Annotated in this window: 20 protein-coding genes; 8 read left to right on the forward strand and 12 right to left on the reverse strand. The window is 37.5% G+C overall.

The window, feature by feature from the left end; genetic code table 11:
* The first annotated feature begins 226 nt into the window (after positions 1-226).
* Positions 227-595, forward strand: a complete 369-nt coding sequence (locus K6I41_RS10210; protein ID WP_004792677.1) for a hypothetical protein — start codon at positions 227-229, stop codon at positions 593-595.
* Positions 596-653: 58 nt separating this feature from the next.
* Here the strand turns inward: K6I41_RS10210 and K6I41_RS10215 are convergent, their stop codons facing one another.
* The 7 genes from K6I41_RS10215 to K6I41_RS10245 form a co-directional block, all read right to left on the reverse strand.
* Positions 654-1,313 (reverse strand): SOS response-associated peptidase family protein, encoded by a 660-nt coding sequence (locus K6I41_RS10215; RefSeq protein WP_250375777.1) that lies wholly within the window; start codon positions 1,311-1,313, stop codon positions 654-656.
* Positions 1,314-1,420: 107 nt separating this feature from the next.
* Positions 1,421-3,154: an ABC transporter ATP-binding protein gene (locus K6I41_RS10220; RefSeq protein WP_250374235.1), complete on the reverse strand. Its 1,734-nt coding sequence runs from the start codon at positions 3,152-3,154 to the stop codon at positions 1,421-1,423.
* Positions 3,155-3,166: 12 nt separating this feature from the next.
* Positions 3,167-4,309, reverse strand: a complete 1,143-nt coding sequence (locus K6I41_RS10225; protein ID WP_107880070.1) for an ABC transporter permease — start codon at positions 4,307-4,309, stop codon at positions 3,167-3,169.
* Positions 4,310-4,316: 7 nt separating this feature from the next.
* On the reverse strand, positions 4,317-5,255 hold the full coding sequence (locus K6I41_RS10230) for an ABC transporter permease (protein WP_250374236.1): 939 nt from the start codon (positions 5,253-5,255) through the stop codon (positions 4,317-4,319).
* Positions 5,256-5,267: 12 nt separating this feature from the next.
* Positions 5,268-7,301, reverse strand: a complete 2,034-nt coding sequence (locus K6I41_RS10235; protein WP_250374237.1) for a M3 family metallopeptidase — start codon at positions 7,299-7,301, stop codon at positions 5,268-5,270.
* The gene (locus K6I41_RS10240; RefSeq protein ID WP_250374238.1) at positions 7,302-9,122 is read right to left on the reverse strand and encodes an ABC transporter substrate-binding protein; all 1,821 of its coding nucleotides are present in this window, start codon (positions 9,120-9,122) and stop codon (positions 7,302-7,304) included.
* Between the two features lie 18 nt (positions 9,123-9,140).
* Positions 9,141-10,919: an ABC transporter substrate-binding protein gene (locus K6I41_RS10245; RefSeq protein WP_250374239.1), complete on the reverse strand. Its 1,779-nt coding sequence runs from the start codon at positions 10,917-10,919 to the stop codon at positions 9,141-9,143.
* A 780-nt stretch (positions 10,920-11,699) separates the two neighbouring features.
* Here K6I41_RS10245 and K6I41_RS10250 point away from each other — a divergent pair.
* From K6I41_RS10250 to K6I41_RS10270, 5 genes are all read left to right on the forward strand, one after another.
* Positions 11,700-14,369 (forward strand): TonB-dependent receptor, encoded by a 2,670-nt coding sequence (locus K6I41_RS10250; protein WP_250374240.1) that lies wholly within the window; start codon positions 11,700-11,702, stop codon positions 14,367-14,369.
* Positions 14,370-14,477: 108 nt separating this feature from the next.
* Positions 14,478-15,191: an energy transducer TonB gene (locus K6I41_RS10255; protein WP_250374241.1), complete on the forward strand. Its 714-nt coding sequence runs from the start codon at positions 14,478-14,480 to the stop codon at positions 15,189-15,191.
* 41 nt (positions 15,192-15,232) lie between these two features.
* Positions 15,233-16,114: a MotA/TolQ/ExbB proton channel family protein gene (locus tag K6I41_RS10260; RefSeq protein ID WP_174731767.1), complete on the forward strand. Its 882-nt coding sequence runs from the start codon at positions 15,233-15,235 to the stop codon at positions 16,112-16,114.
* Positions 16,115-16,129: 15 nt separating this feature from the next.
* A complete protein-coding gene (locus K6I41_RS10265) occupies positions 16,130-16,552 on the forward strand; it encodes an ExbD/TolR family protein (protein WP_004792697.1) in 423 nt (140 codons plus the stop codon).
* Between the two features lie 19 nt (positions 16,553-16,571).
* A complete protein-coding gene (locus K6I41_RS10270; protein ID WP_250374242.1) occupies positions 16,572-16,985 on the forward strand; it encodes an ExbD/TolR family protein in 414 nt (137 codons plus the stop codon).
* A 51-nt stretch (positions 16,986-17,036) separates the two neighbouring features.
* On the opposite strand, the gene K6I41_RS10275 is transcribed toward K6I41_RS10270, so the two are convergent.
* The 4 genes from K6I41_RS10275 to K6I41_RS10290 all read right to left on the reverse strand — a co-directional run bounded on the left by K6I41_RS10275 (position 17,037) and on the right by K6I41_RS10290 (position 22,371).
* Entirely contained in the window at positions 17,037-17,498 is a 462-nt protein-coding gene (locus K6I41_RS10275) for a GNAT family N-acetyltransferase (protein ID WP_250374243.1), read from the reverse strand.
* A 99-nt stretch (positions 17,499-17,597) separates the two neighbouring features.
* Positions 17,598-19,763 (reverse strand): malate synthase G, encoded by a 2,166-nt coding sequence (locus K6I41_RS10280; RefSeq protein WP_192454235.1) that lies wholly within the window; start codon positions 19,761-19,763, stop codon positions 17,598-17,600.
* Between the two features lie 365 nt (positions 19,764-20,128).
* Positions 20,129-21,271, reverse strand: coding sequence for a cell division protein ZapE (gene zapE / locus K6I41_RS10285; protein WP_174732204.1), 1,143 nt, complete (start codon positions 21,269-21,271; stop codon positions 20,129-20,131).
* Positions 21,272-21,348: 77 nt separating this feature from the next.
* Positions 21,349-22,371: an AraC family transcriptional regulator gene (locus K6I41_RS10290; RefSeq protein WP_013198070.1), complete on the reverse strand. Its 1,023-nt coding sequence runs from the start codon at positions 22,369-22,371 to the stop codon at positions 21,349-21,351.
* A 121-nt stretch (positions 22,372-22,492) separates the two neighbouring features.
* Here K6I41_RS10290 and K6I41_RS10295 point away from each other — a divergent pair, with 121 nt between their 5' ends.
* Together K6I41_RS10295 and K6I41_RS10300 are read left to right on the forward strand one after the other, a co-directional pair.
* Positions 22,493-24,040: a flavin-containing monooxygenase gene (locus tag K6I41_RS10295; RefSeq protein WP_250374244.1), complete on the forward strand. Its 1,548-nt coding sequence runs from the start codon at positions 22,493-22,495 to the stop codon at positions 24,038-24,040.
* A 48-nt stretch (positions 24,041-24,088) separates the two neighbouring features.
* The gene (locus tag K6I41_RS10300) at positions 24,089-25,000 is read left to right on the forward strand and encodes a LysO family transporter (RefSeq protein WP_250374245.1); all 912 of its coding nucleotides are present in this window, start codon (positions 24,089-24,091) and stop codon (positions 24,998-25,000) included.
* Here K6I41_RS10300 and pyrF read toward each other — a convergent pair.
* A complete protein-coding gene (gene pyrF / locus K6I41_RS10305) occupies positions 24,997-25,695 on the reverse strand; it encodes an orotidine-5'-phosphate decarboxylase (RefSeq protein WP_250375778.1) in 699 nt (232 codons plus the stop codon). The genes K6I41_RS10300 and pyrF overlap by 4 nt on opposite strands.
* Between the last annotated feature and the right edge of the window lie 48 nt (positions 25,696-25,743).

Consider the following 25,743-nt stretch of genomic DNA (forward strand, 5'->3'; position numbering starts at 1 on the left):
GATTTACTAAAAAAGTAATTTATCTTAATGATTAGATGAACGAGACTTTGTATGCACACTATATAGTTAATATGAATAATGATGATGTTAGAAAAACTATTATTATGTACAAAAAATAATCTATAAGTTATGAAAAATAAACAACTTAAATCAGATTCATCCATTTCCTTTTCATGTATTTCTTGTTATGTTCAATCTCACAATAACAAGATGGAAGAAAGGGCACATGATGCTATATGGATATCATTTCTCGACAATAGAACGTAACTGGGAAGAACTTACTCCCTTAAATGAGTTCTTACAAACATTTGCAGATGATGATGGTGATGTTTCAACAAGAGATAAAGAATCTCTTAAAGAAATTATTGCAAAATCAGATACAGCTTTAGCTTTAGCAAGAGAAATGGGTTGGGATGGTAGTTATACAGGATGTCCTTATCTATTCTGGTTACCAAACAAAAGTAGCCAGTCTTTTGAATATGGTTTTGTATTTAAACAGACCTCAGATAATACAACTTTTGTTATTTCACCCATTGAATTGAGTTATCTAGCTCAAGATTCTGAAGTACAAACATTAAGTAAGAATATTGAATAAACAGTATAGGTTATTGATTCAGAGTTGATATCAATAACCTCATCTTATTTTAGATAGATTAGTCAAACATGCTTAACTGTGGTGTCGGTTTTATCACTTTTTCTTTTGGCACATGAGAGCATTCAAATTCTTCAACCGGAAAGCCTTCGATAAAGCTGGAAATATCAGGTGATTCTAAACTTAACCACTCTTCTAGTCGGTCATGTGGAATCACAATCACTGATCTTTTGACATCGCCTGGTTCGTGAAAGTCTTTCATCATGGGATGGTCGATGGCATCCATAGTTAACATGCTTGCAGAACGAATAACCGTCTCATTAATTTTGCAAATTTCATAAATCGCTGCAATGAAAAAAGCTTGCCCATCGTTACGGCGTACACCCCATCGTTCCGGCTTATCATTTATATATTTACTTTCATAAAACTCGGTCACTGGGATTACACCAAACTTACATTTAAGAGCTGCCTCTTGAAAACTTGGTTTTTGGAAAATCGTTTCATGACGGGCATTGTAGGTATGTTTCGCTATGTTGGTATCTTCAGCCCACTTTGGAACCAAGCCAAACATGACTTCACGCCATTCAAGACCTTGTGGTGATTTGAATAATAGTGGCATTGTTCCTGCAGGATAAATCTCTTCGGCATAGCTAAAGCCAACCACAGGCAACTGAAGTTGCTGTAATTGAGCAAGAGTTAAAGGTTTAAAGTTGGCACACATAGCAAGAATAAAATACTCTATATTTACTTCTGTTATTTTATAAGCATTTACCACATAAACCAAATAAAAAGGCACTCGAAAGTGCCCTTAACGACATAACTTTACGCTTATGAAATGTGTTGAATCCCTTGAGGAATCGCCTGCAATAGACGTTTAGTGTAATCATGTTGAGGATGTGCATAGAGCTCATCTGAATTGGCAATTTCCACAACTTCTCCATGGTTCATGACCATCACCTGATCAGAGATATATTTCACAACCGATAAGTCATGTGAAATAAAGATGTAACTGAGCCCAAACTCATCTTGTAAGTCTTGTAATAAGTTAAGTACTTGCGCTTGGACTGAAACATCGAGCGCAGAAACTGATTCATCACAAATCAAAATTTCAGGCTTTAGCGTTAAACAGCGTGCAATCGCAATACGTTGACGTTGCCCACCTGAAAACTCATGCGGATATCGATAATAAGCTTGTTCAGGTAAATTCACTCTATCAAGTAAACCAAGTGCAATTTGTTTGCGCTCAGCATCATCTTTACCAATACCATGAATTTGCATAGGCTCTAATAATATCTGCCCAATGGTAAAACGTGGATTAAGAGAAGCATACGGGTTTTGAAAAATGATCTGTATCTTTCGCTGATATTTTGCAAACTCTTTTTCAGTTAATGAAAGAATATCTTTACCTTCGATGAAAGCCTGCCCACCAGATGCTTGATGTAAGCGCATGAGTAATAGTCCAACAGTCGTTTTACCTGAACCTGACTCACCGACTAAACCTAAGGTTTTTCCTTTAGCGAGTTTAAAAGAAACTCCTTTAACTGCCTGAAACTCTTCTTTGCCAAATAGACCTTTACGGCTATAAAAGCTTTTTTTCAGATCTTTTACTTCTAAAATGATTTGCTCATCACCCTTTAAGCCACGTTTGCGCTCGGGAATTTCTGAAGCATCAAAACTTTGTTCGACCAATATGTTGTCTTCTTGACGCATAAAATCGCTGGTCACTGGTAAACGATAAGGTCGTTGTGACATTTGCGGGCGGCAATAGAGCAAAGCTCTCGTATATACATCTTTAGGCTGCTCAAGAACCTCTTCAGCAACGCCTTGCTCTCTAATCTCGCCATGACGCATCACAATGACTTTATCTGCAATTTCACCGACCAATGCTAAATCGTGAGTAATAAAAAGCATCGACATTTGACGGCGCTTACGCAATGACTCAAGTAAATCAATAATCTGTTTTTGGATCGTGACATCAAGTGCCGTAGTCGGCTCATCGGCAATGAGCAGTTTAGGCTCACACGCAATCGCCATAGCAATCATGACACGTTGTTGTTGACCACCCGAAAGTTGGTTTGGATAGGCATCAATTTTAGTTTCAGGTGAAGGAATACCTACTTCTTTAAGCAACTCTAAAACGCGTTGTCGGGCCTGTTTACGGCTCAATCCCATATGCAAACACAACACTTCTGCAATTTGATTACCAACCGTAAAAACAGGATTTAATGATGACATCGGCTCCTGAAAAATCATCGCAATATCTTTGCCACAAATTTTACGCATCTCTGTACGAGATAAGCTCAGTAAATCTTTACCTTCAAATATAATTTTACTTTGCTCATCAATTTTACTCTGACCTACCGGCAGTAATCCCATAGTTGCCAAGGAAGTAACCGATTTTCCGCTACCCGACTCACCTACTAAAGTAACCGTGGTGTTTTCTGGAATGTCAAAGCTAATTCCTTTCACAGTTTCAATATATTGTTTATCTTCACCTTTAAAACTTACTCGTAAATTTTTAACATGAAGCAACGGCGCATTCTTATTTTCAAGTTCTGACATTAGGATTTCCTCTTATTTTAGTTTTGGATCTAATGCATCACGGAGTGCATCAGTAAACATTGAAAATGCCGTTACCAAAACAGCCATCGCGACAGAGGCTGCGACAAGCTGCCACCACTTACCTAAAAGAAGTTCACTTTGTGCTTCATTTAACATGCTACCCCAAGACACTACGCCTACTGGCACACCAAAACCTAAGAAACTCAAGATGACCTCAGATTTAATGAAAGACACCACCAAAATTGACATTTGGACCAAAGCGATATGGCTGACATTAGGGAAAATATGAATGAACATACGACGGAAGTGTCCAACGCCAATTGCTTTAGCGGCAAGAACATATTCACGTGCGGTATGTTTCATATATTCGGCACGAATTAAACGATAAACACCCGTCCAGCCCGTTAAACCTAAAATCAGAACAATGGATAAAATGCCTTTTTGTTGAAGTACGGCAGCAATAGCAAGCACTAATAATAAATATGGGATTGAAGTAAAAATGTTATAAAACCAGTTGAGAATGTCATCAACCCAACCACCAAAATATCCAGAAATTGCACCTAAAAGTGTACCGATGCCTACAGCAAGTAAAGCGGATATCACCCCAACAATAATTGATGTTTCGGCACCTTTAATGGTCTTTTTAAGGACATCTTGTCCCCATTTGTCAGCTCCAAATATAAGTGTGCTTTTAAGTTCACTTTGCTGATCAAGTAAATGTCCACCAAGTTGCTGATCAATGGCCTTCATATCATCAGCTAAAGGGTCAACTACACCATAATAATCAATTGCACTTCCCGCACTCTTTTCTTGTTTAATTTCAGCCTTGAGCTGATGAATTACATCTTTTAAAGGATCAACTGGATTTATCGGTAACTCTTCTTCAATCGCTGCTGCATTTTGCCCCGCACCTGTTGTCTTATCTGCGCCTATAAATGTAGGTGGTGCATAACTTACTGCAACCTCTTTATTCCAGTCAGATGCAATCACCCCCGTCATTGATAGAACTAAGATAATAAAATAAAGCAATACAATCACTAGCGATGACATTGCGATCTTGTCGGCCCGAAGACGACGCATGGCAAGTTTCCACAGGCCAGATGAATGAGCTTCGGCTTTTGTTTGTTGTTTTCTTTTTGATAAAACGCTCAGCATAGCCCACCTACTTCAACTGTACACGTGGATCAACCACTTTGTAGACCAAATCGGCAATCAGGTTAAAAATCATGGTTGCAGCTGCGATATAAACTGTAATTGCCTTAATTACAGGAAAATCACTCCGCTCAACTGCAATAATCACCTCTCGACCAATCCCGGGAATACCAAAAAAACGTTCAATTAAAAATGCGCCTATGAGCAATGCAGGTAAAGTTGACATCACATCGGTAATAATAGGAATTGAAGCGTTCCGCAGTACATGTACACCTAAAATTCGGCTTTCACCTACACCTTTAGCACGTGCTGTTCGAACATAGTCCTGATTAATTTCATCAAGCACAAAGCTACGATATAAACGTAAAGTCGGTGCAATACTCACTACCAGCATGATTAGAATCGGTAGTAAGGCAAACTTAAATAAATTATCAGTAAAGCTATCGCTCCAGCCTTGTACAGGAAACCAACTTAGCTGATAAGCCAGAACATATTGAAAAACGATAATGTAAACTAAGATGCTGATCGACATGCCGATGGTACATAACATCATGACCATACGGTCGGTTAGAGAACCACGTACAGCTGCAACAGCCAATGCCAAAATAATTGAAATAACCGTCTGTAAAATAGTCAGTGGAATTAAAAGCGTGAGCGATGGTCCTAATCGGGTTAAAATAATTTGAGAAACAGGTTCGCCAGTACTCCAACTCGCCCCATAGTCAAAAGTGAGAATCTGCTTAATAAAAATCCAGAGCTGAACGTAATAAGGCTGATCGACACCAAGCTGCTTACGAATGTTTTCTATCTGCTCAGGATTAGACATCTTACCCGCTAAAATATAAGCAGGATCGCCACCAACCCAGTTAAAAAGAATAAAAATAAGTAAGACTACCCCCAACATCGTTGGAATCATCTGCCATAAACGCCGAATAACATATGCCACCATAGTGATAATTCCTTATTTAACCCGTTGTCCGGTAATTTCATTAAAGAACGCTTTGTTATCAGGTTCACGGCCAAGGAAATCTTTAACTAATTCAGCAGCCGGCTTTTGGCTACCTTGTGACAAAATGGTTTGACGGTAACGCTGTCCAACTTGCGGGTTATTAAGGTTGTCACCATATGCAGAAAGCATGTCTAAAGCTAAAACCTCAGACCACATATAGCCGTAATAACCTGCTTGATAACCGCCCATCAAATGCCCAAACTGCCCAGGAAATTCTGTTGTTGGTACATAACCTAAGGCTGTAGCAGCTTCCATTTTTTGCCAATTTTCTAAAGGTTTTACCTTTAAGGCATCAGCAGTGTGCAGTGACATATCGTACTGTGCATAAAGAGTCTGACGCGCATAGCGCAAGCCACGACCATAGTTATGTACAGCTTTTAAACGGGCAATTAGTTCGTCATCAACACGTGGACATGCTGGATCACAGTAATCAGCCACTTTAGATAAAGTCTCTTTACGGCGTGCCCACTCTTCATACATTTGAGACGGCGCTTCTACAAAATCACGCTCTACGGATGTTCCTGACTGACTTGCATAACGTGTATTAGATAAAATGCCATGTAAAGCATGACCAAATTCATGAACAAAAGTTTCTAGCTCGTCACTATTTAAACCTTTACGGTTAAAATTGGTGACTAATGCTGAAACTGGTAATCGATTGGTTAAAGTACTGCCACCATATACTCCCCAAACGGCAGCATGGCCATATTTCCCTTCACGAGGAAATTTATCCATATATAAGCCGCCAAGAAGCTTTCCTGTTTTTTTGTCAACTACATCGTAATATTCAACTTCATCCTGCCATGCTTTAACTTTGACAGGTTTAAAATCAATGCCGTAAAGGTCAGATGAAATAGCAAATAACCATTTTTGAGAAGCTAAAGTTGGGAAATAATCACGAAGTTTTTCCTGATCAATCTGATATTTATTCTTACGAAGTTTTTCGCTCCAGTAAGCTTCACTCCAACGTGTGATCTCGGTTTTTTCTAATGGTGTTTTTAAAGTTTGTGCTTTAAATGCACGGAGTTCTTCTACTTCTTTACGTTCAAGTGGTGCTACTGTTTTTTGGACTTCTGCTAAAAATTGATTTACAGCCTCAGGCGTTTTAGCCATACGGTCTTTTAAAACCCAATCTGCATAACTTGCTTTTCCAAATAACTGCGCAAGCTCATAACGCAAATCAATTGCTTGTTTAAGTAGTTTTAAATTTTGCTCAGTACCACGTCGAGTAAAGGCAATTTGATATCTTTTCCGAGCATCATCATTATCTGCCAACTCCATAAAAGGACGATATTCAGGATATTCAAAACCTAATAAATAATTACCTTTAGCATTTTTCTTTAATGCTGAAATATAACTTTGAGGTAAGCCTTTCATCTCTTCAGGAGTAAACTCAAGTTTCTCCGGATTATCACGGACATTACGGGCATATTCTTGTTCGAGTTTGGTCAACTCATCCAGAATGGCCTTCATTCGTGCACGCTTTACTGGTTCAAGTTGAACACCTGTGTCTTCAAACTGATCTAGAATATCTTGGCGGTATTTTTGGTCAATTGGGTCTGTTGCTTGTGTATTTTTAATTAAGTTATATAGCTTCGGGTTCTGAAATATATCAGTGTGAAACTGATTAATTTTGATTTCACAGTCTTCAGCTGCCTTACGTAATTTTGCATCTGGGTCTACGTTACTATATAGACTTATCGGACCTGAGAAATCTTCAAAATGCGCAAAAATTTTATCCCATTTTGCCAATATAGGTGCCGCTGCTGCATTATCTTTCACAGGCGTTTTTTCAAAAATAGTAATCTGTTGTTGAATCTTTTTTAAATTAGCATCACACCATGCTGGGAGCTGTTGTGCTTTAAGTAATGGCAAAGTAGGACGTGTTGTCTCTGCCGTTGCAAACTGACTTATACCTATGGTCAACATACATAAAGTTGTCATTTTCAATGCATTATTTTTCATCATATCTCCAATTTTTTTCATTTAATGATTAGATTTAGTATGTGTATCGATATCAAAATACATCCACTCAGCATGTAAAATTGGATGCTTTTTATACCCAATGATTTGTGGTTGAGCCAGCATATTTCTGTAGCGTGCATAAGAGACCTGAACAGGCATATACACTTCTAATAAACGTGTCATTTTTCGATAAAGCGCATCTCTCTCAGGACCTGCTTGCATTTGTTGTGTCTGACGATATAACTGATCAAACTCTGGTGTCGAACCACAAGACCAGTTCGTCATATGCGTATTGGGTCCATAAAAATTCTGCATAAAATTATCCCCATCTGGATAATCAGCGATCCATGCAGAAGAACCAAACATACCTTCACATTGTTTTTGCGCTCGAATGAGGTCTGCAAAAAGCATGGGTTTAAAGACCATGCGAATATTTAAACTATCAAAGTTCTTTTTCCAAAGCTCAGCGCTTTGCTGACCAATACTGTCACTGCGCGCCATATATTCAATGACGAGAGGCTTACCGTCTGGTTGTGTACGCCAACCTGAAGCATCTTTTTTATAGTGATATCGATCTAATAGTAAATTTGCTGCTTTCACGGAATATGGCGTACTGGTTCTATACTGTGGATCGTTACCCACTACCCCTGGTGGAACTGGAAAATCTAAACGCTGAGCATCATCATTTCTTACTAATTTAATTTCTTGATCTATTGAACGAGACATGGCTATTGCACGGCGCAAAGCAACCTTTTCTTTACTCATTCCACCAACAACCGGATTTTTAAGGTTCCAATATATATAGCTAATTTCAGGATCAACAATACGAGATAGCTGCACACCTTCTTTAGCAAGTTCAGGTCTTAATTTACCGTCTTTAATTGCTTTTGCGACCAGTTGACCTTCAAGCTGAAATATATCAATTTCACCACGCTGAAATGCCAGCCATCGTGATTGATTTTCTTCCATAACCTGAATATCAATTGTGCCTATTTGAGGCATTTTTTTACCTTTAAGGCGTTTTACAATTGCCTCATCTTCAGGACTACTGGCAGCAAAGTTCCAAGTAAAACCACGGAAATCAGGATTCGCTTTTAAAACAATTCGTGATGCTGGTACCCATTTACTGAGTACATAAGGTCCAGTCCCTACAGGATGGCCCATTACATAACCTGCTTTATCTTTATATTTTTCGATGACTTCACGTGCCACCGCACCTGTAGGGTCATGTGCCAGTAACAAAGGAAAGTTATAATCTGGCTTAACTAAACGAATCACCAAGGTGTATTTATCTGGTGTTTGTAAACCAATTACCTTTTCGTCATAGTTAAATTTTCCAGTTTTATTGGCTGCGTTTATTAGTGCATCCATACCTTCAATTTTGTTCTCTAGCAACCAGCTATTTGGAGAACGTAAATTCGGGTCCAATAAACGCTTAAAAGAGTACGCATAATCATTGGCTGTTAATTCTCGTGGTTTACCTTTAAAAACAGGGTCCTGTGTAAAATAAATACCCTTTTTTATGTGAATGGTATAGGTCAGACCGTCGGCACTGACTTCTGGCATGGCTGTAGCTATCTTCGGAACGAGTTTTGCTGGCCTTGCCAAGTAATCATAGGTATATAAAGTTTCAAATATTGAAGTGGTTACATGTGCTGAGTATAGATCATGAATATAAGCTGGGTCGAAACCTGTTTCTGCTGTCGGGAATACGTAACGTAGAACTTTATTGGGATCGGCTGGGCTTTTAGCACATAGAGCTGTAGAACCAGTTAATGCCATGCTAGCAAGTAAAAAACTGACACCACAATGCTTGAGCTGTTTTATTAAATTTTCAGTCATATTTATCTTTATCTAAAATTATTTTTTATCAGGGGTAATATCAAGATATTGCCAGTTTGTGTTCATTATTGGATGAGGTTTAAAACCCTGAACTTGTGGCCGTATCAACCAATTACGAATTCGCGTTACATGAATAATCCAGGGATTATCAGCTTCAATCTGGCGGTTAAGCTTTTCATAATATGGTAGACGTTGTTGGGGTGGTAAATGAGTGGCTTGATTATAAAGGGCATCATATGTTTTAGACTGGTAACAAGCATGGTTTCCCTGACCAGCATTTGGTCCATACAGTAATTGTGCAAAATTGTCTCCTTCAGGATAGTCAGCAATCCATGCGCCGCTCCAAATCATATATTTACATTGAGTTGCAGCCTTTAAGTTATCTGCAAAATTACTCACTTTGAATTCTGCGCGAATACCAATCGCGTCTAGATTTTTTTTCCAGAGTTCAGAGTGAATAACCGATGCTGAGCTATTTTCATTATTAATTTTTAAAACTAAAGGTTTTCCGTTTGGCAAGTTTCGATAGCCATCAGCCCCTTTTTTATAACCATAATAATCAAGTAATTTATTTGCCAATAATGGATTGTACCCTACACTACTTCTGTACTTGGGGTTATATCCATTTACACCTTCAGGTATGAACATTTCTGCTCTAACAGCTTGGCCTTTGTAAGCCAGTCTTATACTTTCTTTTTGATTATATGCCAACGTAATTGCTCTACGAAGTGCAATCTTTTCTGGGCTAAAACCACCAATGACCGGATCACGCATGTTCATCATCGTATAGGTCATTTCAGGTTCTTTATTTGGAAAATGCTTAATTCCCCTTTTCTGAAAAGAAGTCTTAAGTTGATTTCCATCTAAAGCTTGAGGAACAGCATCTGCTGTAAGTCTGTCAAAATCTAATTGACCAGACTGAAAAGCTAGCCATCGTGACTGTTGTTCTTCAATAATACTGACTACAACCTTACCAATTTGGGGCATTTTCTTACCGCTCATTTCTTTAACGAGCTGGTTATCCCAAGGTGTTCCTGTTGATTTAAAATTCCAGATAAAACCACGATAATCAGGATTAGCAACTAACTCGACCTTACTTCTTGGAACATATTTACTTAACATGTAAGGTCCGGTACCAACCGGATGCATGCCAATACGGTCACCGTAATAGTCAACAGCCTCTTTAGCAACGGCCCCAAATGCAATATAGGCAAGAATATAAGGAAGATTAAAATCTTGCCGAGTCAAAGTGAATTGTAGAGTGTATCGATCAAGTGCTTTGACCCCAGCAATTGGAGTAGCATAATTAAACTTTCCCGTTTCCTTTGCTTGAGCTACAACTGCATCGGCACCTAACAACTTACCCTCAATAAAAGAAACTGAAGGTGCCCTATTTTCAGGATCTAAAATGCGTTTAATTGCGTAGACGTAGTCTTCAGCTACCAGCTCACGGCGTTTACCTTTAAAAGCAGGGTCATTGGTAAAATAAATACCTGGCCTGATTTTAAATGTATAAACTTTACCATCTTGTTCCACCTTAGGCAGGCTTTCAGCCGTATATGGAACTAACTGTACGGGACGAGCTAAATAATCATATTTGAGTAAAGGCTCAAATATAGTTTCCGCGATACTGGCACTATAAAAATTGGTGGTTTTAACCATGTCAAAACCATCATCTGGGGCTTCATAGGCAACGTGTAATATTTTGTTTGGTTGCGCAGGCGTTTGGGCGAAAGCACAAGAAACTGATGTAATAGCCAGACTTAAAATGGCGAGCTTAAAAATTTTTAATTTCAAGTTCCTACCTACTTAATTAATTTTTTAAAGATATTATCCTTTTGAGTAACATCTAAATCCGAATAAGAAAAGTTCTTTCTCAATGGACTACTTTCTTCTTTGTAAATTATTAATCTTTCTATTCAATCTTTTATTTGATCGAATGGAAAACATCATAATGAAATTAGAAAGCTGTAACTATCTAATATAAAGCGAATTTCATGCCATATTTTATGATCAAGAATAATTCATATAGAAATATTTAAAATTTACATTTTAATTAGGCACTTAAAACTTCTGGGACTATATAAATAAAAGTAAGTTTTTGCCAAATATTATATTTATATAACTTATTCATTATTAGCCCATAATGCACAATTAAAAGTCATGAATGTTTCATTCTAGTTCATAATTTTTTTATAGATCAAACAATAAACATCAACACAAGTTATTAATTTATATTAAAAAATTAAAAAACAAAAGAAATGTTACATTATATGATTACATTTAAAAAAGTTCTAAAAAGATACAAAAGATACGAATCGATACATGAACAATCCAATAATGATTACTTTTTGTACAAATATTTTTGGAACTTTTGGCCACTGTATAAAAACTTACCAAATGGAAAATTTTTTAGGTGAAGATAAAACACTAAATCCTCACCACAAACATAATAAAATCAATATATATCAATATTTTGCATAAACTAAAAAAAGAAAAATATATAGTTGGCACTTGCTTTGCTTAAAAACTTTCCAGCAATATCGCTAACTACAACAAAAAGGGATCAAATCCACGATGAAAAAAAAATACAATGTTCGATCTCAGGTAACCCCCAAGATTGGCAGAACAATTCTTAAATTAAGTACCCTTAGTTTAAGCATGATGTGTCTTACCATGGCACAAGCAGCAGAAACAGAACAATCAAGCAATGATGATAAACCCGTCAAAGTTGTAAAAGTTGCTGTGACAGGCTCTTCAATCAAGGGAGTTGCAGCTCAAAGTGCTTCACCCATTACTATTGTAAAAGTGGATGAAATTTTAAAACAAGGGGTAACTACAACTGAAGAAGCTTTAGCCAAAATTAGTGCAAACCAATCTAATTTTGTTACTGCCAGTAACGTGGGTGCAAGTAAAACAGCTGGTTCAGCGGCAAACTTGAGAGCCTTAGGTGCTAATAAAACACTTGTTTTACTTAATGGTCGTCGATTAGCTGCAAATGCATATGACAGTGGCGTCACAAACTTAAATATTATCCCACTTGCAATGTTAGACCGCATTGAGGTTCTAAGAGATGGCGCCTCTTCCATTTATGGAACAGATGCAATTGGCGGGGTAATTAACTTTATTACCAAAAAGCAATTTACCGGACTTAATCTGACCGCTGGTTATCAAAAACCAGAACAAAAAGGCGGTGAGCAGCAAGACTACAGCATCTTTGGTGGCTTCGGTGATTTAGACGAAAATGGCTATAACGTTTTTGGTGTGGTGGACTATCGCAAAGGCGATGATGTCATGGCCAAAGACCGTAAAGTTAGTCGACGTGGAGGGATATTACCCGAATTAGGTGTCAATAGAACCAGTAGTGGTTCATTCCCTGCCAATGTCCCAGGTTTAGGTAACCCTTACGCATCCACTGGTTGTGGTAATAACCCTCTTAATAGTGTCGATGATGGAACTTGTCGATATAACAGTCAAGCTGTGATTGGAATTGTTCCAAAAACAGAAGACATCTCAGCTATGGGCCGAGCAACATTTAAACTAAATGATAATTTTAACGCGATTGCAGAATATTTATATGCAAGAAGTGAAGTCACTACTTCAGTTGCGCCAGATGTTTTTTTTGATCTGACGCTTGACTCTAGTAGTAAATATTATCCAGGAAACGGCATAACTCCAGCTTTAGCAGGCGCGAAGGGAACTATCCCTCTATATCTGCGTTCACAATCGGGTAATCGTATAAGTAACAGTATTAACCAATCACATAGATTGTTTGCTGGTATTGAGGGTGAAACTCATGGTTGGGACATTAATTCAGGCGTTACCTATGCACATAGTAGTGCATCGGATGCTATCGTAAGTGGCTATTTAAACTTTGATAAAACACAAGAAGCTTTAAATAATGGTATTTTAAACCCATTCGGACCACAAAACCCTGAAGATGCTAATGTATGGAATGAGTTAGGAGTTGAAGGTAAATACTTAAAAGCCAACTTAGATACAACTACCGTTGATTTCACTGCAAGTCGACCTATATTTAAATTACCAGCTGGAGACGTTGGTTTTGCAGTTGGAGCAAGCTATCGTTATGAAGACTGGACTTCAAAAGTCGTTACTGATGTTGCCCGAGTGGCACCTAGTACAGGTGTCGATCCTGATGAGCCAGTAAATACTGGCGATCGTAATATTAAATCGGTATTTACCGAATTTCATATCCCACTTCTTAAAACTTTAGAAGCTCAAATTGCTGCTCGTTATGATGACTACAATGATTTTGGTGATACGTTTAATCCAAAATTTGCACTTCGTTGGGAACCTATTAAACAATTAATGTTCCGTACAACTTATAGTACGGGCTTCAGAGCTCCAACACTTTGGGAAGTGAATGGGCCAAATTCAGTAACCAACACAGGTGCAGCATATGACGATCCAGTACTTTGCCCTGGCGGAGTTGTACAACCAGGAGGGAAAAAAGAACGCGATTGTAATATGCAATTCGACAGACAAAATGGAGGGAATAAAACTCTAGATCCAGAAGAGTCAAAGTCTTTTACTGCAGGCTTAGTATTTGAACCAATTAAAAATTTAGCCTTCACTCTTGATTACTTCAATATCGAAGTCGACAAGCAAATTGCTACACTTTCAGAAACTGCTATTTTTAATGACCCTGTGAAATATGCAGACAAATTTGTACGTAATCCTGATGGCTCATTAGATTATATTATTACAACACAACAAAATTTAGGTGGAATTAAAACTTCTGGTTTCGACGTCGGCTTAAGTTGGGTTTCTCCAATGACTGCTACAGGTCGTTTCGGTTTCAACATTGATGGTACATATATAACTGATTACAAATACCAAGCCGAGCCAGATGGAGAATGGATAGGTGTTGCTGGGTCATATAGCGGCTTAGACTATCAATCTATTATTCTGCGATGGAAACATACTGCAAACCTAAATTGGAATTATGAAAACTGGGCTTTAAACCTGCAACAAAACTTCTCTCGTGGGTACCAAGATCAAAACTCTAACGACCAAAACCATAGAGTCAGCGACTATACAACATACAATATTTCAGGCACTTATAAAGGCTTTAAAAATCTAGAAGTGACCGCTGGTATTAAAAATATTTTTGATGAAGACCCTCCTGCTTCTAATGTAATTGATAACTTTCAAATGGGATATGACCCACGTTACGCAGATCCTTTAGGGCGTACGTACTTTGTACGAGGTACATATAAGTTCTAAATGGTTGTTCTGCAAACATGACTTTAAACATCGTGTTTGCAGACCGAATACTCACCCTTAGTCAAACATTAATTTAAGAATTGTTTGTCTCAAGTTTCAGGAGTAACTATGGGCATGACTTTTACAGACATAGAAAATAAATCTGCAAAGCGCCTTATTGGTATTGCCGCAGTACTTTTTCTGCATCTTATTGTTGCCTATATTCTGATGTCAGGTTTAGCAAACAATATTCAAAAACCAGCAGAAAAACCTGTGGAATTACAAATTATTCAAGATATTAAACCGCCTCCTCCACCCAAACCAGAGGAGCCAAAACCTAAGGAAAAACCGCCTGAACCTCCTAAAATGGTAGAAAAAGTTGCCAAAGTTCCTGAGCCGCCTAAACAAGTAGAGAAAGTAGCGACACCGGTACAAAAAACGACACCAGTAGCTCAACCAACTAAAGTTGCTACCCCAGCTCCTGCTGCACCTAACACCCCATCACCAAGCCCTGTTGCCGCACCAGCTCCAGTGGCAGCGGCCCCAGCTCCTAAACCAGCTGGCGTAACTCGCGGTGTTTCGGAAGGTTCTGCTGGCTGTGAAAAACCGGAATATCCTCGTGAAGCACTGATGAATGAAGAACAAGGTACGGTGCGTATACGTGTTTTGGTTGATACTTCAGGCAAAGTCATTGATGCCAAAGTAAAAAAATCAAGTGGCAGCAAAACCCTAGATAAAGCAGCAACTAAAGCTTACAGCTTATGTACATTCAAACCAGCAATGAAAGATGGCGTGCCTCAGCAAGACTGGTATGAAATTGAATATCCATTCGTAATTGAATAAACAATTGAATTAGTCAGAAATTAAAAAATATTGGAGATAATATGATGAAAAAATCAACTCAACCGCTAGTACGTTTCGCTTCTGCAAGTTTAATCGCAGCTTGCTCATTACTTCCATTAAACTCGGTTTTTGCAGAAGAAACGAGTAATGCTCCTGTGGCAACTGCAACCACTGAAGCTACTTCAAATGCAAATACTCCAACTCCACCACCGAAACCAGCAACAAGCGAAACTGTTAAAAACCCTTATGGTCTAGAAGCGCTTTGGCGTGAAGGAGACTTAGTCGCTAAATCTACTTTATTTATATTAGTGCTAATGTCTATTGGCACGTGGTACATCATTATTTCAAAATTCTTACAGCAAGCTAAAGTAAAACGCCAAGGTAAAGAAGCAGAGAAAAGTTTTTGGGAAGCAACTTCACTAGATAATGCAGCTGATAATTTAGAACAAAGTAGCGCATATCGCTTTATTGCAGAAAAAGGCATTAACTCAACTAAATCGCACGGCGGCTCTTTACTTGAGCGAATCGATTTTAATACATGGGTGAGCATATCAATTCAACGTGCAATTGAAAAAATACAAAATCACTTAGGTGGTGGTTTAGCTTTCTTAGCAACCGTTGGATCAACGGCACCCTTTGTTGGTCTTTTTGGTACGGTTTGGGGAATTTATCACGCATTAACAGCCATCGGAATTTCAGGTCAGGCATCTATTGATAAAGTTGCTGGTCCTGTCGGTGAAGCTTTAATTATGACAGCTATTGGTCTTGCAGTCGCAGTACCCGCTGTACTTGGTTACAACTGGCTAACTCGCCGTAATAAAGCCGTTATGGAAAATGTTCGTTCATTTGGTTCAGATTTACACGCAGTTTTATTAAGCGGAGAAATTAGTACCAATAATTCGGTTAACCGCAGCATTAAATAACGAGGAGCAAACGTTATGGGTATGAGTGTTGGTTCTGAAGATGATGACGAAATGATTGGCGCAATTAATACGACGCCTCTAGTTGATGTCATGTTGGTTTTACTTATTATTTTCTTAATTACGATTCCGGTAGTTACACATACGGTTCCAGTGAAACTGCCAGAAGAAAAAAATACGCCATATGCCACCACACCTGAAAATATTCAACTTTCTGTGAACAAGAAAGGAGATATTTTCTGGAATGAAAGCTATGTACCTAATAAAGAAATATTGCTATCAAAGCTTCAAGCAGTTGCACAAAAAAGGCCTCAGCCAGAAGTTCATATTCGTGGAGACCAGCTTACTCATTTTGAGGCGATAGATCAGGTCATTAGCACGACCAAACAAGCTGGTATTGGCAAAATTGCATTTGTTACTACCCCACCAGCCTCCCAGTAATTATTTTAAGGAGAATTTTATGGGTATGAATGTCGGTTCAAATAATGATGACGATGTGATGTTAGAGGTCAACATGACACCTCTTATTGATGTCATGTTGGTACTTATTATTATGTTCATTATTACCATCCCTGCACCAAACAACTCGATTAATATTAATTTGCCAAATGGCACACCGCCTCCAACAAATGAAAAACCACCTGAAATGATTGATGTAAGAATTGATGCAGCAGGTAAAGTGTTTTGGAATAATCAGCAGGTTTCAGACCGCACCGCACTAGAGACTTTATTTCAAAGTGTGGTTGCCAAAAAAGATCAAGACCAGATCAAACTTAAACCAGATCAAATGGCTGAATATAAAAATGTAGCGATGGTCATGGCTACAGCGCAGCGTTTAGGTGTCACCAAAATTGGAATTGTGAGCAGTAACTAAAATTGCTTTTAAATCTATTCTATTACTTCATACGCTAACTGGAATTTTCAGTTAGCGTTTTTTTTGAAGGGAAATATTCAACTCTAAAATAATATCTCCACATTCATCATATTCTCCAGTTTCTATAAAACCCAATTTTTTATAAAGTTTTCCAGCACAATCATTAGATGATTTATACATAGTTCGAATGCGTTTAGCTCCTTTTGTAAATATTTCATCGATTGCAATTTGCAACGCTGCGGTACCATAACCTTTAGCTTGATTATTTTTATCAATCATAAAACGAAACAACCAAAATAAAGTCTCATCAGGTGGATCAATTTCGACACAATACATTAAGAACCCAATGACATCATTATTGAAACAGATCACTCTTGGACAGTAATGTTCTTCCACTTTAGACTCAGCAATAGAATATACATTTGGTGCAACATATTCTTTTTGAGATTCATCCAATGATAATTTTGCACATTGAATCCAATTCTTACGATCTAGATTTTTCAAATTAATCAAACTCAAAAATCCTTTAGAGATACATTTTCTTAGTTTACGCAAAAAATATACCGAGAACAAAAAAGCCTCCGAAGAGGCTTTTTTTATGACAGGTTAAAATTAGTCACCTGTATAACCTTTTAACTTTAAACGAGCAGCATGAAGTAACGGCTCAGTATAACCTGAAGGCTGTTCACAACCTTTAAAGATGAGGTCAGAAGCTGCTTGGAAAGCAATATTGGTTTCAAAGTTAGCAGCCATTGGTTTATACAATGGATCATTTGCATTTTGCTCATCAACAATTTTTGCCATGCGTTTAAGCACTTCTTCAACTTGTTCACGAGTCACAATACCATGACGTAACCAGTTTGCAACGTGTTGAGAAGAAATACGTAATGTTGCACGGTCTTCCATTAAGCCCACATTATTAATGTCAGGAACTTTCGAACAACCTACACCTAAGTCAACCCAACGAACAACGTAACCTAAAATACCTTGGCAGTTATTTTCAAGCTCATTGTTGATTTCTTCTGCTGACCAGTTTGTTTCTGGTGCAAACGGAGGAGTCAACAAGTCATCTAATGACAACATTTCTTCAGCTTTCAACTGATCTTGACGTGCTTTAACATTCACTTGATGGTAATGCATCGCATGAAGCACGGCACCTGCTGGAGATGGAACCCAAGCACATGAAGCACCCGCATTTGGATGTGCAGCTTTAGTTGCCAACATATCTTTCATGCTATCTGGTTTTGGCCACATGCCTTTACCAATTTGTGCTTTACCTTGTAAACCAGTCTTCAAACCAATTGCAACGTTACGGTTTTCGTAAGCAGCAATCCATTTTTGTGTTTTTACGGCTTCTTTACGAACAACTGGTGCAGCTTCCATTGAAGTATGAATTTCATCACCAGTACGGTCCATGAAACCAGTATTAATAAAGATTGTGCGGTCTTTTGCAGCAGCAATACAGTTTTTCAAGTTTACAGATGTACGGCGCTCTTCATCCATAATACCGATTTTTAACGATTTAGGCGGTAAGCCAATCGCCTGTTCAGCACGTTCAAATAACTCTACAGCAAAAGCAACTTCTTCTGGACCATGCATTTTTGGCTTAACAATATACATAGAACCTTTACGAGAGTTCTTGTTTTCGTTTTCACTACGAATGTCTGCAACTGACAACAATGGTGTTACCAATGCATCCATAATGCCTTCGAAAATCTCTTCACCATCTACCAAAATAGCTGGGTTAGTCATTAAGTGACCTACGTTACGAAGTAACATAAGTGAACGACCATGAAGTTTCGTTGTACCACCAATTAAGTTTTTAATTTCGCGATCTTTATTTAAATCACGAACAATCGTTTTACCATTTTTCTCGATAGATTCTTGAAGCGTACCTTTCATTAAACCTAACCAGTTACGGTAACCTTCAACTTTTTCTTCAGCATCTACTGCCGCAACAGAATCTTCTAAATCCTGAATAGTAGTTACAGCCGCTTCGAATGTTAGGTCTTTAACACCCGCTAAATCAGTTTGACCAACTGGGCTAGATGCATCAATTTCGATAATGACATGAAGGCCATTACTTAAAAGAACAACTTCTGTAGGGTTCGCTTCTTCACCATTAAAACCAACGAACTGAGCTTCATGAGCTAAACCTGTTTTTGAACCATCTTTCAAAGTCACAACAAGTTTGTTTTGCTCAATCGCATATTTTGTCGCATCTGCATGTGAGCCTTGTGCAAGTGGGAAAACTTCATTTAAGAAATTTTTAGCGAACTCAATTACTTTTGCACCACGTACAGGGTTATATCCTTTACCTTTTTCAGCTCCGCCTTCTTCAGAAATTACATCGAAGCCATAAAGTGCATCATATAAAGAGCCCCAACGAGCATTTGCTGCGTTTAAGCTATAACGTGCATTACGTACAGGTACAACTAACTGCGGCCCTGCCAATAATGCGATTTCTTCATCAACGTTTTCAGTTGTAATTTGAAAGTCTTCAACTTCTGGCAATAAATAACCAATTTCTGTTAAGAACGCCTTATAAGCACCTAATTCAAATTTATTGTTGCGGTGCCATTCATCAATTTTTGCTTGTAATTCATCACGCTTAGCCAATAATGCTTTATTTTTTGGGCTAAGATCGACAACAACTTGCTCAAAGTTCTTCCAGTAAGTTTCACTATCTAAACCAGAACCTGGTAAAGCTTCATTTTCGATAAAATCGTAAAGTTCTTTAGCAATCGCTAACTTGCCTTTTTGAATACGTGCAGTCATTGTCTTTCCTGAAGTTGCTACTTTTTATACCAAGAGAATCCTAGTATACCGATTTAAATTAAGCTGAATACTAATATCACATTCCTAAATAGTAAGCATTTTCCCTTGTAAAACTATTGACAAAGATAAATTTTTCTATATAGGAAATATTAAAATTCTAACTAGGATTCCCAACAATTTATTCAATATTTAAAGATACTGAAACTAGACTTTTTGTTAACAGACAAAAAATTCCACTATCTTATTTTTCTAAAGCGTATTTAGTTATATCAAACTTTGCAGTCTGAAAAAGCATTATTTAACTAAATTTATCTATTTTTGTTGTAAAAAAAGCGCCCTATAAAGAGCGCTTTTCATATCTATTTTTATGCATTTTTAGCTTCATCAATATGACGATGTTCAGAATGCAAATATTCATCCGATTGCATTTCCAGTAAACGTGAACGAGTACGCTCAATTTCAAAGGCTAATTTTTCACCTTGATAAATATCAATAATACTATCTTGTGAAGTTAAAAGTAACTTTACTCCACGGTCATAAAACTCATCGACTAAGTAGATAAAACGACGTGTACCTTCAGACAAGAAATCTGTTAAATGCGGAACATTACTTACCAGAACCGTATTATAGATATTTGCAATTTCAATAAAATCTGCTGGGCTGCGTGGTTTAAAGCAAAGTTCAGAAAACTCACACCACAACACATCTTCTGTATGACCTAGAGTCTCGACCACACGATTATTAATCACAATCGGCTCTTGAGAATGAGCTTGTGTGTGAGTTAAAGCACTAAAACGTTCCGCCATCCAGCTTTGGACTTCATTACTTAATGGAGATTTAAATAATTGAGCTTGTTTTAAGACACGTAAACGATAATCCACACCTGCATCTACGTTTAAAACAGTACAATTCTTTTTAACCATTTCAATTGTTGGCAAGAAACGGTCACGATGAATACCGTTTTTATATAAACCGTCTGGTGCAATGTTTGATGTAGCAATCAATGTCACGCCACGAACAAACAATTTTTGGAATAAATCACTCAAGATCATTGCATCAGTTACGTTTGATACAAAGAACTCATCAAAACAAATAACCACTGCATCTTTATAAATTTGGTCAGCCACAATTTCAAGTGGATTACGTTGACCAGAAAGCTTGTTTAATTCTTTATGGACATGTTGCATAAAATGATGAAAGTGCATACGTGTTTTACGACGAAATGGCACTGACTCATAAAATTGATCCATAAGCCAAGTTTTTCCACGGCCTACTCCACCCCACATATAGACACCTTTAGGTGAGGTTTGGCGGCGAAAACGACGGAAAGCTTTTTTAGAGGCTTTATAACGGTTTAAAAGTTCTTTCCATACACGGTCTAATTCTTGCACTGCCTGTGCTTGCGCTTCATCTGCCATAAACTGGCCTGAAGCTAAAGCCTCAGCATAGCGTTCTGCTGGGGAAGAAGGTGAGAATGCAGTACTATGAGAAGATTTTAAATTTAACATATCGTTTTATTTCAATTTTAACTGATAGGAGTATAGCGAACATTTTGTTCAACCACATTAGCTTTTAGCATCAAGAATTACGACGATGACTCTTTGCCATATTGTCGAGGACTCTGTCCAAACCATCGTTTAAATGCATGATTAAATGCCGCTGGTTCAGAATAACCGAGTAAGTCGGCAATAACTTCTATTGAGTATTCTCTATATTCCATAAGCTTTAATGCCTTATTCTTGATAATTTGTTCACGAATTTGCTTATAACTCGTATTTAACTGTTGCAATTGATGCCTTAATGTCCTTTCAGGCATTTTCAATGCAAAAGCTGTTTCCGCCATGCTCGGGATAATTCCTTGTTGCAACTCAAGATAATCTTGCACACATTGTATGATATGTGGAGTTTGGTGATCTTGTTGATTTAATCTTGTTATTTCTGTAATACATTTTGATTCATAAATACGATGTGTAATGATGTCTGCAGAAGGAATTTTGATTTCAAGTACATCCTTGCTTAGGCTAAATGCTGCATATTTACCATTAAAGTGCACATCATCGCCATAGTATGCAAAATAGCGAGATAAGGTCTCTGAATCCGTTGGTTTTTCAAATGGAAGTTCTATACGCATAGCGGGCATTTCTAATCCCATCATCATATAAATATCTTGAATAAATTTATAAGTTCCTGAAACTTCACATTGTGCCCGTAACTGTCCCACTTGGGTTTTCAAATCAACAGGCAAATAATTTAAGATGGTGCGCTCATCCGTTTCATAAAGCCCTAAAGCACCAAACAAATGAGTAAGTCTTTGATATTTTATCCCTTTACTTAATGCAGTTTGAACATCATTACTTGTTACAAGCAACATAAGTAGTGGCCCGTAACCGGCCAAAGCATAATGCTGTCCAATGAATAGACCCTTTTCAGGCTCAACATTTTCACTAATAATTTGTTGTATATCCCATTCTAGGCGATCATGAATTGTGGAGCTCGGATCTAAAGCATCAACTTTAATTCCTATACCAGCCAAACGTGAGTCGACATCAATGCCCGCATTGCGCATTCCTTGAATTAAATACATTAAACCAAGTATCGACCGTTTCATTCTTCTATCAATTTCCCTAGACTCAAATGTTTTACTATAAAGAAGAAAGAAAATTAATTGCCGAATCTATCAATTTTCACGTCGATACAATCATGTTTAAACTGATCAAAAAACGTTAGTCTTGCCTGCAATCCTCTTTTCAGCTTATGCAGGGTTTCCAATGCTAAACACAAAGCAAGATGCTATTCAAAAAACTAAAATCGCTATTATTGGTGCTGGATTTGGTGGCCTAGCAATGGCAATACGCTTACTGCAAAATCAACAGCAAGACTTTGTTATTTTAGAAAAATCAGATGATGTTGGTGGAACCTGGCGTGAAAATCGCTACCCTGGTGCGGCATGTGATGTTCAATCTCATATGTATTCTCTCTCGTTTGCCCCTAAAACAGACTGGTCGAAACGTTACGCTGAGGGACCAGAGATATTTGAATATATTCAAGATATTACAGAAAAATATAAGATTAAAAATTACTGTAAGTTCAATCACGATGTAACTCATGTCCAATATGATGAAATGCGTCACGTATGGACTCTTGATTTTAAAAATCAGCCTTCGATTGAAGCTCAATTTGTAGTTTTTGCATCAGGTCCCTTACACATCCCACAAATCCCCCATATTCAAGGCATCGAAAAATTCAAAGGGAAAGTTTTTCATTCATCACAGTGGAAACATGACTATAACCTAAATGGTAAATCAGTCGCATCTATTGGTACTGGTGGTAGCGCGATTCAATATATTCCAGAAATAGCTGGAAATGTTAAACAGCTCTATGTATTCCAAAGAACAGCAGCTTGGGTAATACCACGAGATGAACGCAAATACTCTCGTTTGAGTAAAGCATTATTCAAATCTTCTAATCTTTATCGCCAAATTCATCGTAGTCGTCTTTATTGGAGTAATGAGTCGCGCGTTGTACCCATTGTTCAACCACAAATTATGAAATATGGTCAAAAATTGGCAGAAGCTTTCATTCGCTTCCAAGTGAAAGATAAAGAAGTAGCCAAGAAACTTACACCTGACTTTGTGATGGGATGTAAACGTATTCTTATTTCAAATAAATACTTCCCTACATTTAACCGTAAAAATGTTGAGCTAGTAACGGATAGTATTCAAGAAATTAAAGAAAATAGTATTGTTACTAAAGATGGTAAAGAGCGATTTATCGATTGTTTAATTTACGGTACTGGTTTTATTACTGACCCACGTATTTACTTGAAACACTGCACTTGTATTGGACGTAATCAAGTTGAGTTAAAACAGGCGTGGAAAAATGGTGCAGAAAGTTATTACGGTATTATGACTAAAAAGTTTCCTAATCTATTCCAGTTAGTCGGGCCTAATACAGTATTAGGTCATAATTCGATTATTTTTATGATTGAATCTCAAGTAAATTACATTTTACAACTCATCCAACTTGTAGAAAAAACAGGCCAAAAAGCTGTTGAAATTAAACCAGAAGTTCAAGATGCTTTTAACGAACGGGTTCAAATTCAGCTTCAAGGAACTGTGTGGCAAGCTGGAGGTTGTAGTAGCTGGTATCAATCTGCCGATGGAAAAAACTTTTCACTATGGCCCACCTATACATGGAAGTACTGGTTAGAAACACGCAAAGTTAATCCTAAAGATTATTTACTCTTAAATAAAAGCGCACAGAGCTATGCAGCTTAAAATGTTCAAGACATAATAGGTGGGTTAAAACAATCCACCTATTATTATATGCAATCTTTTTATCTCATCATTCAAATATTTTTAGCACTCGCTTTCGGCTATTTTCTAGCACCCAAACTATCTTTAAATATCCAAAAGTTTATTTTTAAAATACTGCCCTATTTTTCTTATATTCTCTTAGCAAGTGTAGCTTTAGAATTAACACTAGCACTTGATCAAATTGAGAATCCTTCTGCCATACTTCCACCCGCTATCATTATTGCACTTACAACATCTTTTGGTTCTTTCTTTACCTGTTTATTGGCTTATACAATTTTTGATAAACAAAGTGTCAAAGGCAAAATTTCACTTCAACTTTTTGTAAATGCTTTAAAAAATATTGCAAAGGCCTTTCTTGCTTTAGGCGTCGGTGTTCTATTAGGAGCTATTGCCACTCAATTCAATTCACATATGGCCTTTAATAGTTGGTATTTATTATTACTATTTATTTTCTTAATTGGTATTGAACTTGCCTTCACTCATTTCAACCGTACGTGGTTAAGCTGGAAGATTTTAATTGTACCCTTAGCCGCTTTTATCGGTTCATGTATAGCCGGCTTCTTTAACTACTTTTTACTTAGCAAGCATTTTGCACTGAATGAGACGTTAGCATTAGCACAAGGTTATGGCTGGTATTCAATGTCAGGGATCTTATTTACCCAATTACACTCGGCAGAACTAGGTGGTATTGCATTATTAACTGATTTATTTAGAGAAATTGTGGCTATATTTTTAATGTATACAATGGGATGGCGTTTTCCACGCCCTGCTATCTCAAGTGCTGGCGCAACATCAATGGATGTTACCTTAGCCATGGTAAAACAGTCATGTGGTACACATTATGTACCACATGCCATGATGAGCGGCTTATTGTTAAGCCTACTCGCCCCGCTATTAATTAGCTTATTCCTAAATTTTTAAGCAATTGAAGTAAGAATAGATTTCAACATTTCTGTTGGATTTTCTGCTTTAGTAATCGGTCGACCAATGACTAAGTATGTAGAACCATCAAGCATAGCCTGCTTGGGAGTCACAATACGTTTTTGGTCGTCCGCATTTGAACCTTCTGGACGAATACCAGGTGTTACTAAAGAGAAATCTTGTCCAATCAATTCACGTAGAATTTTAGCTTCTTGTGCAGAACAAACCACACCATCTAATCCACTTTCTTTCGTGAGTTTAGCTAAGCGTTTTACATGCTCTACTGGCTCAATATCTAAACCAATATCTTTTAAATCTTCACGCCCCATTGAAGTTAACACAGTAACCGCAATTAATTGAGTTTGATAGTTACCTGCTTTTAAGCGTTCTACACAAGTTTCCATCATTTTACGGCCACCTGAAGCATGGACGTTGACCATCCACACGCCTAAATCAGCTGCTGCACAAACAGCCTGAGCGGTAGTATTTGGAATATCATGAAATTTAAGATCAAGAAAAACTTCAAAGTTTTGTTCTTGAAGTTTTTTTACAACAGATGGGCCTTCATGAGTAAAAAGCTCTTTACCCACTTTTACACGACATAAAGTAGGATCAAGTTGTTCAACAATTTTTAAAGCGTCATATTGGCTTTTTGCATCTAACGCAACAATGATACTCAAGAGACTTTCTTCCATCATATAAAATCAGCATCATTATAATAGACAAGTCATCAAGTAATAAAG

The organism is Acinetobacter sp. AS23 (assembly GCF_023612055.1).
GTDB lineage: Bacteria > Pseudomonadota > Gammaproteobacteria > Pseudomonadales > Moraxellaceae > Acinetobacter > Acinetobacter oleivorans.